Below are 14,971 nucleotides of genomic sequence, written 5' to 3'. Positions count from 1 at the left end.
GAGAGAGCTGCTTGAAGAATAAGAGCCGCAAAACCATAAGAAACAAAAAGCCGCTCTATAGTGTAATTGACCCGGATATGAATGAATTAAGTATGATACAGCGCGTGAAGCCACAGCCTGCGGAGAGGGAGACAGAAGCAAGACTTCATCAAGTTGCTTCTCCGCCTCCCCCAACCAAAGAGGAGCCGGAGCTACAGACTGTTGTCGAACCTGAAGTCGAGGCTTCGCATGAGACAGAGGTTGAAGGTGCGGATGCAGAGGAGACTCAAGTGTCGATCGAGGAACCCCAAGAGCTAGAACCAGAACCAGAGCTGGAGCCAGAGCCAGAACCTGATCCAATTGATGTTGAGGAAATTTTGAGCAATAAGAAGGCCCCACATGTAAACAATGCTTTCATCTATACAGACGATTTGAGCGATTTCGCTGTGACGGGTGAGAAGATCGCTCCCGCTTCCATAGATTCCAGCAAACTGAAACAAGAGAGCATCCACACGGAATCTCTGGCGGATTATGCCGTTCAAACGATTAAGATAGCTGACGGTGCTGTGACTTCTTCGAAGATTGCCGCAGACTCCATTACGGTGGAACATCTGTCGGACGCATCGGTGGCAGGCAGTAAATTGCAGGATCGCTCCATCGGCGGTGAAAAACTTCGAGATGGCAGCATCACTCCTGAGAAGCTGGCTGATAAGATTATCAGCGGTGATCATATTGCGAATGGCTCCATTGAGAGCCGTCACTTCAAGCAATGGATCGTGTCTTCAGATATGCTTCAGGATCAGTCGGTCACCTCGGATAAAATTCGCAGCGGTACGATTCAATCGAACAATTTGGCTAATGAAGCTGTCGACAGCTCCAAGCTGGGCGATCAATCGGTGACCACTTCCAAACTGCGGGATGGGGCTGTGGATGCGGCTAAAATCCAAGCTGGCAGCATTGAGAGTGCACACCTGACCGAGCATGCCGTTCATGCAAGGCATCTGGCCCCAGGTTCGATTAATCGCAAGCAGCTATCCAATGGAATTGTGGGCAAGGAACAATTGGAGGAAGGCGTTGTCAGCGGGCGTCATCTGGAGTCTGAGGCAGTGACCAGTGCGCACATTCAGGCTGGAGCGATTGAAAGAAAGCATCTGAGTCCTGGCTCCATCGGGGAAGAGCAGCTTGGAACGGGCCAAGTGACAGCCCGCCACCTGGCGGATCGGAGCATTCAGTCCAATAAACTGGCAGATCAGTCTGTAGGCTCATTGCAAATTGTCGATCAATCCGTCACTTCATCCAAGATATCGGATCAGAGCATTTTACCACACAAAATTGCCGACGAGGCGGTACTTACCAGACATATTGCTACAGCAGCCATACAAGGTCCCCAAATTTCTCCGGAGGCAGTCTCTTCCGTACACCTCCAGTCCGAAATCATTCGAAAAGATCATATTGCATCGGAGGCGGTTACGGAGCAACATTTGCATTCCGGGGCTGTGACGAGCGAGAAATTAGGGAAGGGAGCAGTTCTGGATCACCATGTGGCGAATCAGGCTGTCAAGGAAAATCACATTGCTTCGAGCGCGATTAAGTCTGACAAAATCGCTGACGAAGCAGTGACAGAACCTAAAATTGCTACAGGAGCGGTAACCGGAAATAAGATTGCCCCTCAAGCCATTACACACGCACACATTGCAACGGGGGGAATTCGTGAAAACCACCTTGCCGACAACAGTGTGGGTGGAAAGGCATTGCAGGCTCAATCCGTTGATTCGGCCCATCTGGCCCAGAGTTCTGTGCTGAGCAAACATCTTGGGGAAGACAGTGTTGGAACCTCGGCTTTGCAAGAACAGTCCGTTACCGCGGACATACTAGGTGAAGGCGCTGTTCAAACCGCGCATTTGTCCAGCGGAGCGGTGTACTCCCATCATTTGCAGGATCATGCCGTTACTTCGCTTAAATTATCGCCGGAAAGTGTGGCCACGGATAAAATCAATGATTTGGCGATTACGGCTCCTAAGTTAGCTGAGGGCAGTGTCACTTCCTCTAAGCTGTCTGCTCGTTCTGTTCAGCCGTGGCATATTACGGATAAAGCGGTGCAGAGTAACCATCTGGCTGTTGAAGCGGTGGAGGCGAATCATCTCGCTCCGGAATCCGTCACCTCTAATCATTTGCAATCTGCATCGGTCCAAACCAAACACCTCGCCCCCGACAGTGTATCCGGTCATGCGCTTCAGTCGGAAAGTGTCACCTCTGAGAAGCTAGCGGCCCGTGCTGTGCAGGCTCCCAATCTGGCGGAAAACAGCGTGGGTCCCGGACATTTGGCTGCGCAAGCCGTACACACTCGGCATTTGGCAGCAGGAGCAGTACAGGAGACGGAATTAGCCCAGAACGCTGTGAAGTCTGCACATCTTGCGCCTGAATCCATCCAATCGGAGCACTTGCAAAGCGGGGTCATTCAGGGAGAGCATATCGCCTTGCAGGCTATAGCGACTCCGGCCTTACAGGATGAATCGGTCACCTCTGCCAAACTGTCGGAGGGAAGCGTAACTCCCACCAAACTGTCTGCCCATGCCGTGCAGTCCGGACATATTATGGACGAAGCTGTACAAAGCAACCATTTGGCTGTGGCGGCCGTGGATTCGGCACATCTGGCTGCAGGAGCGGTCACCTCGGTGCATCTACAGGCTTCCTCGGTGCTCACGAGACATTTGGCCCCGGATAGTGTATCCGGTCGCGCGCTTCAAGCGGAAAGTGTCACCTCGGAAAAGCTGGCAGCCCGCTCGGTACAAGGAATGAACCTCGCGGAAGGCAGTATCGGCCCTTCACATCTTTCTGCGCAGTCGGTGCACACCCGGCATCTGGCAGCTGGAGCAGTACAGGATAGAGCACTGGCAGAGGGGGCAGTGAAGTCCGTGCACATCGCACCGGAATCCATTCAGCCACATCATCTGCAAATTGGAACCATTCAGGGAGAGCACATCGCGTCACAGTCCATATCGACCGATGCTTTGCTGGATGAATCCGTTACGTCCGATAAACTGGCGGATGAGGGCGTGACTGCCGCCAAGCTGTCTGCCCACTCGGTCCAGCCGTGGCACATTACAGACGAAGCGGTGCAAGCCAAACATTTGGCAGAAGAAGCCGTTCAGTCCAATCATCTGGCCCCGGAATCCGTCACCTCTGCCCATTTGCAGGATTCAGCGGTGCTTGCGAGCCATCTGGCCCCGGATAGCGTATCCAGTAGTGCCCTTCAAGCAGAAAGCATCACCTCGGAAAAGCTGGCGGCACACTCGGTGCAAGCGACGAATCTCGCGGAAGGCAGTGTCGGCCCTCCACATCTGTCCACGCAAGCGGTACACACCCGGCACTTGGCAACGGGTGCAGTACAGGACAGGGCGCTGGCAGAAGGGGCAGTAAAGTCTGTGCATATCGCACCGGAGTCCATTCAGTCGCATCATCTGCAAACGGGAACCATTCAGGATGTGCATATCGCCTCACAGGCGATATCGACCGATGCTTTACAGGGTGAGTCCGTTACGTCTGACAAACTGGCGGATGAGGGCGTGACTGCCGCCAAGCTGTCTGCCCACTCGGTCCAGCCGTGGCACATTACAGACGAAGCGGTGCAAGCCAAACATTTGGCAGAAGAAGCCGTTCAGTCCAATCATCTGGCCCCGGAATCCGTCACCTCTGCCCATTTGCAGGATTCAGCGGTGCTTGCGAGCCATCTGGCCCCGGATAGCGTATCCAGTAGTGCCCTTCAAGCAGAAAGCATCACCTCGGAAAAGCTGGCGGTACACTCGGTGCGAGCGTTAAATCTTGCGGAAGGCAGCGTCGGCCCTTCACATCTGTCTGCGCAGGCGATACATCCCCGGCATTTGGCACCCGGCGCAGTACAGGACAGAGCGCTAGCAGAAGGGGTAGTAAAGTCCGTGCATATCGCACCGGAGTCCATTCAGCCGCACCATCTGCAAACGGGAACCATTCAGGGTGTGCATATCGCCTCACAGTCCATATCGACCGATGCTTTACAGGATGAATCCGTTACGTCCGACAAATTGGCGGATGATGGCGTGACTGCCGCCAAGCTGTCTGCCCACTCGGTCCAGCCGTGGCACATTACAGACGAAGCGGTGCAAGCCAATCATTTGGCAGAAGAGTCCATCCAGTCGAACCATTTGGCCCCGGAATCCGTCACCTCTGCCCATTTACAGGCTTCTTCGGTGTTTGCGAGCCATCTGGCCCAAGACAGTGTGTCAGGTCGTGCGCTTCAAGCAGAAAGCGTCACCTCAGAAAAGCTGGCGGCACGCTCGGTGCAAGCGACGAATCTCGCGGAAGGAAGCGTCGGCCCTTCACAGTTGTCTGAGCATGCCGTACACCCCCGGCATTTGGCGCCTGGCGCAGTACAGGACAGAGCGCTGGCAGAAGGGGTAGTAAAGTCCGTGCATATCGCACCGGAGTCCATCCAGTCGCATCATCTGCAAATGGGAACCATTCAGGGTGTGCATATCGCCTCACAGGCGATATCGACCGATGCTTTGCAGAATGAATCCGTTACGTCCGACAAATTGGCAGATGAGGGCGTGACTGCCGCCAAGCTGTCTGCCCACTCAGTCCAGCCATGGCACATTACAGACGAAGCGGTGCAAGCCAATCATTTGGCAGAAGAGTCCATCCAGTCGAGCCATCTGGCTCCTGAATCCGTCACCTCTGATCATTTACAGGTTTCCTCGGTGTTTGCGAGACATCTGGCCGTGGACAGTGTGTCAGGTCGTGCGCTTCAAGCAGAAAGCGTCACCTCGGAAAAGCTTGCGGCACGCTCGGTGCAAGCGACGAATCTCGCGGAAGGAAGCGTCGGCCCTTCAGAGTTGTCTGAGCATGCCGTACACCCCCGGCACTTGGCAACGGGCGCAGTACAGGACAGAGCGCTGGCAGAGGGGGCAGTGAAGTCCGTGCATATCGCACCGGAGTCGATTCAGCCGCACCACCTGCACCTTGGAACCATTCAGGGTGTGCATATCGCTTCACAAGCAATATCGACCGATGCTTTGCAGAATGAGTCCGTTACGTCCGATAAACTGGCGGATGATGGCGTGACTGCTGCCAAAATATCTCCTCATTCGGTCCAGCCGTGGCATATTACGGACGAAGCGGTGCAAGCCAAACATTTGGCAGAAGAGGCCGTCCAGTCGAGCCATCTGGCTCCTGAATCTGTCAGCTCTGCCCATTTGCAGGCTTCGGCAGTGATGACCCGTCATATTGCGCCGGGGAGTGTATCGGTTCACGCGCTCCAGGCAGGCAGCGTGAACGCTGAGAAGCTTGCGCTTCGGGCGGTGCGTGCTTCGAATCTGGCAGAAGCCAGCGTAAACTCCGTGCATTTGACGGAGCATGTCGTACACGCTCAGCATTTGGCCGATGGGGCGGTTCAAGGGTCAGCACTGGCAGAGGGCGTGGTGCAGTCCAGGCATATCGCGCTGGATTCAGTCCAGTCGGAGCATCTGCAAGCAGGGGCTATTCAGCCACAGCATGTAGGCTGGCAGGCGGTGGCTGAGGATGCTATACAGGAAGGAGCGGTGACGTCCAGCAAGCTGGCAGATGGAACGGTACAGTCCCGCCATGTGGCTGATGAGGCTATTGCAAGCCACCACATTGGAAAGGAAGTTATTGATTCGCATCACCTAAAGCCGGGCTCGGTGACACTGGCTCAGCTGTCCACAGATATCCATCTCTCGGGACTTTTGCCAGAGGAGGGTGTCAGTGGCGACAGACTTCAGGCAAACAGTATATCTCGCAGCCATCTGCAAGCTCAGGCCGTCGATAGTGAGGTGCTGAGCCCGGAAGCTGTGGGACCGGAGCATCTTCAAGCGGCTGCGGTACAAAGCCATCATGTGGCAGAGCGGAGCATTGAAGGTCATCATCTGGTGGAAGGCTCTGTAGGCTCACGTGAGCTGGAGCTGAACGCAGTGAAGCCGGAGCATTTGAGTATCACTCCGGTTCGTACTTGTGCGAATCAGCCCGCATTGCAGCAGTTCGGCAGAGCGCCGTTTCTTTTGAAAGGCAGCGAAGGAGAGACGGAAGTAACCATTGTATTCGGGGAGCCTTTTGTAAACCCGGACTACACGTTGGTAGCGATGACGAACCATCCTCTCTTTCATGCGACGCTGAAATCCCAGACGCCGAATGGAGCAGTGATCGTCGTAACCAAGTGGAACGAAACCGCGCATAACTACGGTATTATTTCCTGGATCGCCATTGGCTAGTGAAGATGGTTATTGTAAAACTCATAGCGTGCAGACTCATGTATTTTCTAAATACAGGGCTGTACGCTTTTTCATATACTTTTCACACATTTGCTCCACAATTATCCCGAATTCTCCTGATAAGCTAAAGATACTTTAAAGGAGAGGTGATTCAATCATGAAAAAATGGACTAAAAATGCAGCAGCCGTATTAACCGTAGTAAGCGTACTGGGAGGGGCAAGCAGCGCATTCGCCGCTACAGCAACAACGACTCCAACCAGCACTGCACCAGCGATCAAAGCTCCTGCGGTTACGACTCCGGCAACCAAAACACCGTTAAAAGCACCTGTGACGAAAACACCTGTGGTGAAAGCACCAGTAAAAAAAACTGCAACAGCTCATAAAGTAACAACCAAAGCGAAGAAAGCTCCTGCCAAAAAAGCCGTTGCGAAAAAAGTGGCAAGCCACAAAGCAAAAGCAGTGAAAGTGAAACACCGTACAGTTAAACATCATGTAAAAAAACATCATGTTGTTAAACACAAAGCAACAACTCATAAAACTCGTGCACATCATGTCGTAGCTAAAAAAGTGACCCACAAAGCTCCAGTTAAAAAAGCAGTCCCAGCAAAAACAGCTCCAAAAACAGTCAAAACAGCTCCGAAAACAGTAACAACCAAGAAATAAGATTGATGCGTAGTTAGCACTCAGCTCGCCTGGCATATACAGCAGCGATTCATGATAAGAAAGACGGGACCGGGAACGGTATACCCGTCTTTTGTCTATTCTGCTAGGCTTCTGTTAAGCTTAAAGAGAGGATGGAACCATCCAGAACAACGGCAAGGGGTTAAGACCATGACAAAAATAGTAGTAGTGGATGACGATGTGTTCATTCTGCAATTAATATCTGAATATTTGAAAAAAGAATCCTACGAGGTCACTTCCTTTTCCAGTGGTAAAACACTGGTAGAGCATATCCGTACGAACCGTCCGGATTGTCTCGTTCTTGATATTATGATGCCTGGCATTGATGGGCTTTCACTACTGACTCAGCTTCGTGAGTTTACGGAAATGCCGATCATTATGATCTCTGCCCGTGGAGAAGAAAACGACCGTATTCACGGGCTGGAGCTGGGGTGCAGCGATTTTTTGACCAAGCCCTTTAATCCAAGGGAGTTGGTAGGAAGGGTCAAAGCGATGCTGAGACTAAGCAAGGCCGGAATGTCTGCATCGGACGATAGACAAGCGGCAGAAAGCGCAGATATATGCCATGCGGGCAATCTGTGTATTTTTGCTGACTTTCGTAAAGTCACAGTGGACGGACAAGAGCTGAATTTGACCTCACGTGAATTCGACCTGCTGCTGTTTCTTGCGAATCATCTGGAGAGACCTTTTGGCAGGGAACATCTGATTCAGCAGGTGTGGAGCTATGATTTTATAGGTGATGTGAGAGTCGTGGATGATCTGGTCAAACGGATTCGCAAAAAGTTAGCTGAATATCATTCTACGCTCGTCATTAACACCGTATGGGGTTTCGGATATAAAGCAACGGTTCAGGAGTTATAACCATGCGTACGATGAGAGCTAAAATACTGCTTTCCCTGTCCATCGCCATGCTTATTACCGTCTGTATTACGGTGGTCTTATTCATCAGGCTTATCGACGACATTTTGGTGAATCAGGCCAAATCCAAGCTTCATGAGCAGGCACGCAAAGCCGTCCATATTATGAGCGACGGAGGCTTTGATCGACTGGATAATGCTGAATTTAACTATGTTATCAAGGGCGTGCTTTTATCTGCCGATTACTTTATTTTAAGCACGGATAACCGTATCATCGACTCAAGCGTCTCTGGAATGGAAGGCAAAAAGATCGAGCGTTTGCTTTTGATCCGCCAAGGTTTTTTTGCATCGGTTCATCCATCTGCCCAGGATCTAACCGCCACACATGAAGGGGTGGCTGTGCTTCAAGGTAAAAAGGTACTGTTTACGAATGAAGAATTGCCCGGACAACCTTTTCGTATTTTTGTATACTCACCCTTATCTTCCTTGAGAGCATTATATGTACCGTTAATGAGAACCACATTATTGTCTATCATCGCGGGTTTTTTGGTGATTCTCGTCATAGGTCTAATGGTTGTCTCGCGTCTGGTGCGTCCGCTCAAACGATTGAAGGAGGCGGTAGGCAACTATGAGCCTAATCAGCCGCAGGATAGTGATTTTCCGCAGGCGGATAAAAGTGAGATTGGCGAGCTGATCAGCACCTTTCATTCCATGTCCGCCCGTATTCAGCAGCACCATCACGGTCAAATTGAATTTCTACAAAATGTATCTCACGAGCTAAGGACACCGTTAATGTCGATTCAAGGCTACGTATATGCCATTCAGGATCAAGTGGTATCCCAGGACGAGGGGCTGAGTATCATCAAAGTGCAGTCCCAGCGGTTAATTGACATGGTGGAAAAGCTGCTGCAGCTATCGAGGCTGGAGGCGCTGAATGAAGAATGGCCTGTCTCTCTGGTTGATCTTAGAAGCATGGCGGAGGATGCTGTTCATCTACTGATGCCGGTGGCTGCTGAACGTTCTATCTCACTTCGAGTGGAGGGAGAGGGCCTGCATGTGGCTGTTCCGGCCGAGCAATTGTTCCGTATGATATTGAATTTGTTGCAAAATGCAGTTCGGCACACCTCTACGGAGGTTGTCATTCATTTGGAGACAGGGACAACACCGGAGGTTGTATGGGTTATGCATGTGGATGATGATGGGGAAGGGCTGACCGAACAAGAGGCAGCCGAGGTGTTCGGAAGATTCTATGCTGGCTCAAATGGTGTCACAGGTCTTGGATTGGCTATTTGTCGTCAAATTGCTACCCGGTTGAATGGAGAACTACTCTGCACACGTTCGCCATTGGGTGGAGCACGCTTCAGCTATATCCAGCACATGTTATAAATGAGTACAGAAATGGTTAAAAATGATCGTTTTTTCGGCCTAATATCCCATTTATCTAACATAGTATGATAGGTTTTTGGTGATATTTTAGATATAGCTTGACTGGTAGGTACTAAACTGAGTAAAATTAATCGTATATACCTTGGCTCATGGACGTCGTTTTTTTAGATAGTGGTCAATAATAGTGATGAATAATAAATGAAAGAGTGATGAGATGAACCGCCTTTTGGAAGTGAAGGACTTAACGATATCTTTCAAGACCCGTCAGGGACTAGTGCAGGCCATTCGTGGCGTAAACTTTCATGTCAATAAAGGAGAGACGCTGGCGATTGTGGGCGAATCCGGCTCAGGCAAAAGCGTAACCTCACAAGCTGTTATGAAGTTGATTCCGACCCCTCCGGGCATTTATCAAAAGGGTCAAATTATGTTTGACGGACAAGAGCTGATTAATAAAACGGAAAAGCAGATGCAAAAAATTCGTGGTAAGGAAATTGGCCTGATTTCTCAGGACCCAATGACTTCGCTTAACCCGACGATGAAAGTGGGCAAGCAGATCACGGAAGTGCTTTTCAAGCATGAAAAAATATCCAAGGATGCTGCTCGCAAGCGGGGTATTGAGTTGCTGAATCTGGTAGGTATTCCACATCCTGAACAGCGTTTTAACCAATATCCGCATGAATTTAGTGGCGGTATGCGTCAACGTGTCGTTATCGCGATGGCATTGGCTGCTAATCCGAAACTTCTGATTGCCGATGAGCCGACGACTGCATTGGACGTAACGATTCAAGCTCAAATTTTGGAACTGATGAAGGATCTTCAGAAAAAGATCGATACTTCCATCATCTTTATTACTCATGACCTCGGTGTTGTGGCGAAGATGGCTGATCGCGTTGCTGTTATGTACGCAGGACAAATCGTGGAAACAGGTACGGTTAATGAAATTTTCTACAACCCGAAACATCCATATACATGGGGCCTTCTCGCTTCTATGCCAAGTTTGGACAGCCATGGTCAGAAGCTGGCAGCTATTCCGGGAACCCCTCCGGATCTGCTTCACCCACCTGTAGGGGATGCTTTTGCAGCCCGCAGTTCTTATGCTATGAAAATTGACTTTGAGAAAGAGCCTCCGCTCTTTCAATTATCCGATACGCACTTTGTGAAATCATGGTTGCTGCATCCAGATGCGCCTGCGGTTGAGCCACCAGAAGCGGTAAAGGCTAAACTTCGCAAGCTGGATAACGCATTTGAAAAGCCGGTTTTGGTAGAACAATACGGCAGTTAATGCGCGACGTAAGACGTAATTTGTAACTAAACCAATGAAAAATAAAAAAGGGGCTGTTTTCTCCGTGTGGAATCATTCTACGGAGGAAACAGCCTTTTTGGTGTAAAATCGCAGGTTGTATGCGCCTGTGGTTATTGGTGTTAGCGGGCAGTGTTTACAGCTTACCGGAACCGGCTTGGGAAGTGACTTCTGCCTTCACACTGGCGGATGGGGAAATTTTATCGTTCAGCGATGGCTTCCAGCCTACAGAGGAGCTAAGACCCGCGCTGGAGCCTGCGTTAACAGCTTGTCCATTCAGGATTGTGCCCGTATCTGACAGGGCAGTTCCTCCAAAGACAGTCACGATTTTAGCTGCAGTTAAACCAGCAACGTCAATGACATTGTTTTCGGCGAAGATTTTGGAGGATTTACCTGCGCCCCATATATACAGTGAAGGATATTCGGAGCGTTTTACATCACCAGTATAGTAATTGTTGTACAGATGGACTTGTCCATACCGCACGCGTGGTGTGCGTTGTACTGTGTTTTCATAATAGTTGTGATGCAGAGTTACACGTAAAGCCCCTTCATCTGCTGTTTTGCTGTCACTGTTGCCAATAATCGATGATTTATCATGATCGTAAAAATGATTGTAAGAAACCGTAACCAGATCGCCTTGGTTGATCACATCGAGAAGTCCATCATGATGCTGGTATTCTTGACCGTAAAAGGTGCCATTTTGGCTATCAGGGTGAGACCCATCATTGAAGGTATTGTGGTCTACCCATACATGTGTGGCGCCGTTAACTGTAATACTGTCATATTCCGAATTCCAATTGCCTGTGCTGCCGTCTGTTGGGTCCCACTGAGGAAAATAATCGTAGGCATCCTGGAATTCGATATTACGGATAATAACGTTATCTGTCCCTTTTTTTAGTTGGAAGTTTGCACCGTTAATGACAGCGTCGCTACCCAGTCCGATAATCGTTGTATTGGACGGAATATCAATAATGACACGACTGGCTTGATTTTTTTGTGAAGCCTCACGTGCCTTTTCCAAAGTGCCAGACGGAGCCTTTTTACCCCAGGTGGATGGATCATACGCTTTGAGGTAGGCGTCAAAACTGTAGTTAGAATCCTTGTAGTCATTCAACCCTAACGGTTTATTATTGTCATCGACGTTGGCATTGATCGTGCCTTTGACATAAATGATTTTAGGCGTACTATTGCTGTTTTTGCCCAAAGCATCGACTAATTGCTTGCGATTCGTTACGGTGAAGATATTGGAAGAAGAGGCCGCCGCTCCGCCTGTTGTGCCTGTAGAAAAGGCTGCCCATCCGTTTTTGTTGCCAAGCGTTTCTTTACCAATATCGCTGGCTGCATGAGCAGGTGCACCAAGAGGGGACAGGGTAGTGAACAGCAGAGCTGCCGCAATTCCGAGTGAAAATCTCTTTTTCATAAAATACCTCCGTATATTGGATTAATGGAGTAGACGAACGAAGGGAGTCCCGGGTGCTCCTGTGGTTTCTACATTTTCTATCATACTTTGTGTTCCAGTATTTGTTAATATAATAAAAGTTACATACTAAAATTTTTGTCGAATTTTTTATATAATTCAATAGAGCCCTTCTTTTTCCAATCAATGCGTATATGTAATAATGAAAACGTTAACAACCACACGGAATAGGAAATGTATATATGAATATATGGAATTGTTTTTGTGTTTTTCTCAAAATGTTAACGATTTCAATCTATATATTAGAACGGCAGATCGATTTATAGATTTTTGAAGAATCCTCAGGTAAAATGGCTTGTAATAAAGCTGAGGAGGAATGGGTATCATGGCAGAGCATTTAGCAGATATTTTGAAGTTGTTGAAGCAAAAAGAGTGGGTAGACTTGTCCCACGCTTTTTATCCTGAAATCCCCCATTTTCCAGTATTCGATAATGTTCAGGTGGATACCCTGTTTACCCACGACGATGGCTTTTTTGTAAAACAATACTGCTTTCCGGGTCAGTATGGAACTCATATTGACGCACCCGTTCATTTTGTGAAAGGCAAACGTTACTTGCATGAGCTTTCGTTGAAGGAGCTGGTTTTGCCGCTAGTTGTCATTGACCGTTCAGTAGCCGTTGCAGCCAATTCTGACTATGAACTTACGGTTGCGGATATTTTGGACTTTGAGAAAGAGCATGGACGCATTGCTGATCAGTCCTTTGTCGCTTTTCGCAGTGATTGGAGCAAACGATGGCCTGATTCAGATGCCTTCTCGAACAAGGACGACGCCGGAGACGCACACTGCCCGGGCTGGTCGCTGGAGGCGCTGCGCTTTTTGGTAGAAGAACGGAATGTGGCTGCCATTGGACATGAAACGCTAGATACCGATTCTTCTGTAGCTTATCGCAAAGCCGGCAAGCTAGTAGGGGAATATTACATATTGGAGCAGGATCGGTATCAAGTTGAGGTACTGACGAATTTGGACAAGCTGCCTCCAACGGGCGCGGTCATATATAATATCGTTCCGAGCATTCAAGATTCCCCCGGATTTCCGGTGCGCTCCTTTGCTATTTTGCCTTAATCATACAGTACCCGGTCATTTGAAAACGATTGTATATTCATCTTGAGCTTAAAAGACCGATTCAGATATCGACATCTGAATCGGTCTTTTCTAGCTTATATGGGGTAATGTACAGCGTGAATGACCGTTCAGTCCATCTCGAATCAAAATGATGAAACGTCTTAAGTGATAATCGTTACGGTAGGGGCAGAGATGGTGGGCTGAGTTGATATGGTGGAGGTTGTGCCGCTAAAATCTGCTATTTCTATAACAACTGGGACACCCGGTGTAATGTCTATAGAGGCAATGACCAAACTTGCTGTGGTGAGGGTGAATAAGGAGCTCTGCTGAATCACTCCGTTAATATAATAATTAGCAGAATCAGTAGCCGCTAATGTCGGCAAAGCAACAACGGGAGCATCGGCGTCATCTACAAAACTTGCAGCAGGAACAGTTGTTGTTGTTGCTCCGATCATCCCGGCTGTAATCGTTGCAAAAAAACGAGTGGTGGTTGGGGTTATGGTCGTGGTTATGGCACCACCTGTTGACACTGGAGCAGTAGCCACTGCTGTGAACACAGGTTTTACGATTGGCATCGTTCTCACCTCCTTTCTTTACTGGTAATGAGCCATTGCATTCGGTGGCTCTTAATCAATAAATGATTTTTCAACCTATTCGGAAACGGCATATTAACCTTTCTATTTAATAATAGGGTGAATGGAGAAGGCCTATTTTGCTACAAATACAGATGGAAGCGAATACTTGGAATCTGAAGGTTACAAATGCCTAAAACCCTAAAGGGGGATATGCATACAATACATAAATAAGCATGTGAGAAGGAGGTGTATACGGCTGATATGAGGAGACGCGATTCATCACTAAGAAGGCAAGGAAAGAGGACCTTACATTGCAAGATCAACAAACGTAAAAAGTGTAAAACAAGTTATTCATGCAAAGGTAGAACAAAAACGGGGTTCCATGCCAAAAAGCATCCGAAGCTAATCATGCAACGGAGATGTAGAAATACTCCTACCAAGCAGAGGCGGAGAATGGGCAAGACGGGAAAGCGGGGTGTTCCGGGTTCGGCTGGAGCACAAGGCATTCCCGGTTTGACAGGGAACCAAGGAGAAGCCGGGTTAACAGGAGTGCAAGGTATTCCAGGCTTAGCAGGAGCACAAGGCATACCGGGAACTGCGGGAACACCGGGAGTCCAAGGAATACCAGGAATACAAGGTCCAGCAGGAACACAGGGAGCGCCAGGTCCGGCTGGCGTCCAAGGTAGTTCAGGTGCAACAGGTGCACCCGGCCCTAGTGGAGCACAGGGCATAGCGGGCCCTACCGGAGCCCAAGGTATAACAGGCCCAACCGGTCCGGCAGCTGACATTTCAAATATTGGAATTATACCCATAGCCGAGCGGTATTTTTATTTTGCACCTGCTACAATTGAATCTTCAATCACGATTATGGCGGATCAATTTTCTGTAGATGGTGTACAGGAGCCCTTTCAGCGGTTTAATGTCGGAAGCAACAGTTATGCCAATCTATACATTAATGGAATGATACAAGAAAGCACATTGTATGGCCTGACACCTGAATCGCTGACGATTCGCCTTAACGAAGGGGAGGCAATTTCCTCCGGCACACCTATTATTGTGGAAATTGTCCAATTTAGTGTGCGATCCAGTGGATGATACTGTTTGCGATGTAACCGGCTTGCAAAGCCCGTATAGCGGCATCCTTGAAGGCCAGCACAAGATTATGAATTTCTTCTATGGACAGTGCGTGGGTCGTCCGTTCACGGTGAGGCAACCCAGAGGCAGATACAGCTGTTTCTTGGGGCAACGAACCTTTGCGCCCTACATGCCAAAGCTGAAGACCGCTTTGGAGCCTGGGTCATAGATGGCTTGTACGACTTTTTGCAGCGGGGAAATGTGCTCGTCGCTCCATATCTAAGACTGACTGAGTCTTTTCCCTGCTGGGTGACT

The 14,971-nt window shown here is 49.2% G+C and carries 10 protein-coding genes; 7 read left to right on the top strand and 3 right to left on the bottom strand.

Features of this window, described 5'->3' with window-relative positions:
- The first annotated feature begins 11 nt into the window (after nt 1-11).
- From AC5ELV_RS13300 to AC5ELV_RS13280, 5 genes are all read left to right on the top strand, one after another.
- Complete coding sequence (locus AC5ELV_RS13300) at nt 12-6,242, top strand: WIAG-tail domain (protein WP_493430586.1); 6,231 nt, start codon at nt 12-14, stop codon at nt 6,240-6,242.
- A 157-nt stretch (nt 6,243-6,399) separates the two neighbouring features.
- Nucleotides 6,400-6,906, top strand: coding sequence for a hypothetical protein (locus AC5ELV_RS13295; protein WP_493430585.1), 507 nt, complete (start codon nt 6,400-6,402; stop codon nt 6,904-6,906).
- Nucleotides 6,907-7,074: 168 nt separating this feature from the next.
- Complete coding sequence (locus AC5ELV_RS13290) at nt 7,075-7,785, top strand: response regulator transcription factor (RefSeq protein WP_023989808.1); 711 nt, start codon at nt 7,075-7,077, stop codon at nt 7,783-7,785.
- Between the two features lie 2 nt (nt 7,786-7,787).
- On the top strand, nt 7,788-9,167 hold the full coding sequence (locus AC5ELV_RS13285) for a sensor histidine kinase (protein WP_493430584.1): 1,380 nt from the start codon (nt 7,788-7,790) through the stop codon (nt 9,165-9,167).
- Nucleotides 9,168-9,381: 214 nt separating this feature from the next.
- Nucleotides 9,382-10,449 carry an ABC transporter ATP-binding protein gene (locus tag AC5ELV_RS13280; RefSeq protein WP_013311421.1) on the top strand — a complete coding sequence of 356 codons (1,068 nt, stop codon included), beginning with the start codon at nt 9,382-9,384 and terminating at the stop codon, nt 10,447-10,449.
- Between the two features lie 154 nt (nt 10,450-10,603).
- Here the strand turns inward: AC5ELV_RS13280 and AC5ELV_RS13275 are convergent, their stop codons facing one another.
- On the bottom strand, nt 10,604-11,887 hold the full coding sequence (locus tag AC5ELV_RS13275) for a pectate lyase family protein (protein WP_493430583.1): 1,284 nt from the start codon (nt 11,885-11,887) through the stop codon (nt 10,604-10,606).
- A gap of 382 nt (nt 11,888-12,269) precedes the next feature.
- On the opposite strand from AC5ELV_RS13275, the gene AC5ELV_RS13270 reads away from it, so the two are divergent.
- Entirely contained in the window at nt 12,270-13,007 is a 738-nt protein-coding gene (locus AC5ELV_RS13270; protein ID WP_493430582.1) for a cyclase family protein, read from the top strand.
- A 161-nt stretch (nt 13,008-13,168) separates the two neighbouring features.
- On the opposite strand, the gene AC5ELV_RS13265 is transcribed toward AC5ELV_RS13270, so the two are convergent.
- Nucleotides 13,169-13,582: a DUF4183 domain-containing protein gene (locus AC5ELV_RS13265; protein ID WP_493430581.1), complete on the bottom strand. Its 414-nt coding sequence runs from the start codon at nt 13,580-13,582 to the stop codon at nt 13,169-13,171.
- 453 nt (nt 13,583-14,035) lie between these two features.
- Here AC5ELV_RS13265 and AC5ELV_RS13260 point away from each other — a divergent pair, with 453 nt between their 5' ends.
- A complete protein-coding gene (locus AC5ELV_RS13260) occupies nt 14,036-14,677 on the top strand; it encodes a DUF4183 domain-containing protein (RefSeq protein WP_493430580.1) in 642 nt (213 codons plus the stop codon).
- Here the strand turns inward: AC5ELV_RS13260 and AC5ELV_RS13255 are convergent.
- Nucleotides 14,655-14,828 (bottom strand): hypothetical protein, encoded by a 174-nt coding sequence (locus AC5ELV_RS13255; protein WP_493430579.1) that lies wholly within the window; start codon nt 14,826-14,828, stop codon nt 14,655-14,657. The genes AC5ELV_RS13260 and AC5ELV_RS13255 overlap by 23 nt on opposite strands.
- Nucleotides 14,829-14,971: the final 143 nt, after the last annotated feature.

This window comes from Paenibacillus sp. NMA1017 (assembly GCF_058895805.1).
The sequence above is the reverse complement of the archived record's forward strand: the minus strand, read 5'-3'. Positions and strand labels throughout refer to the sequence as shown.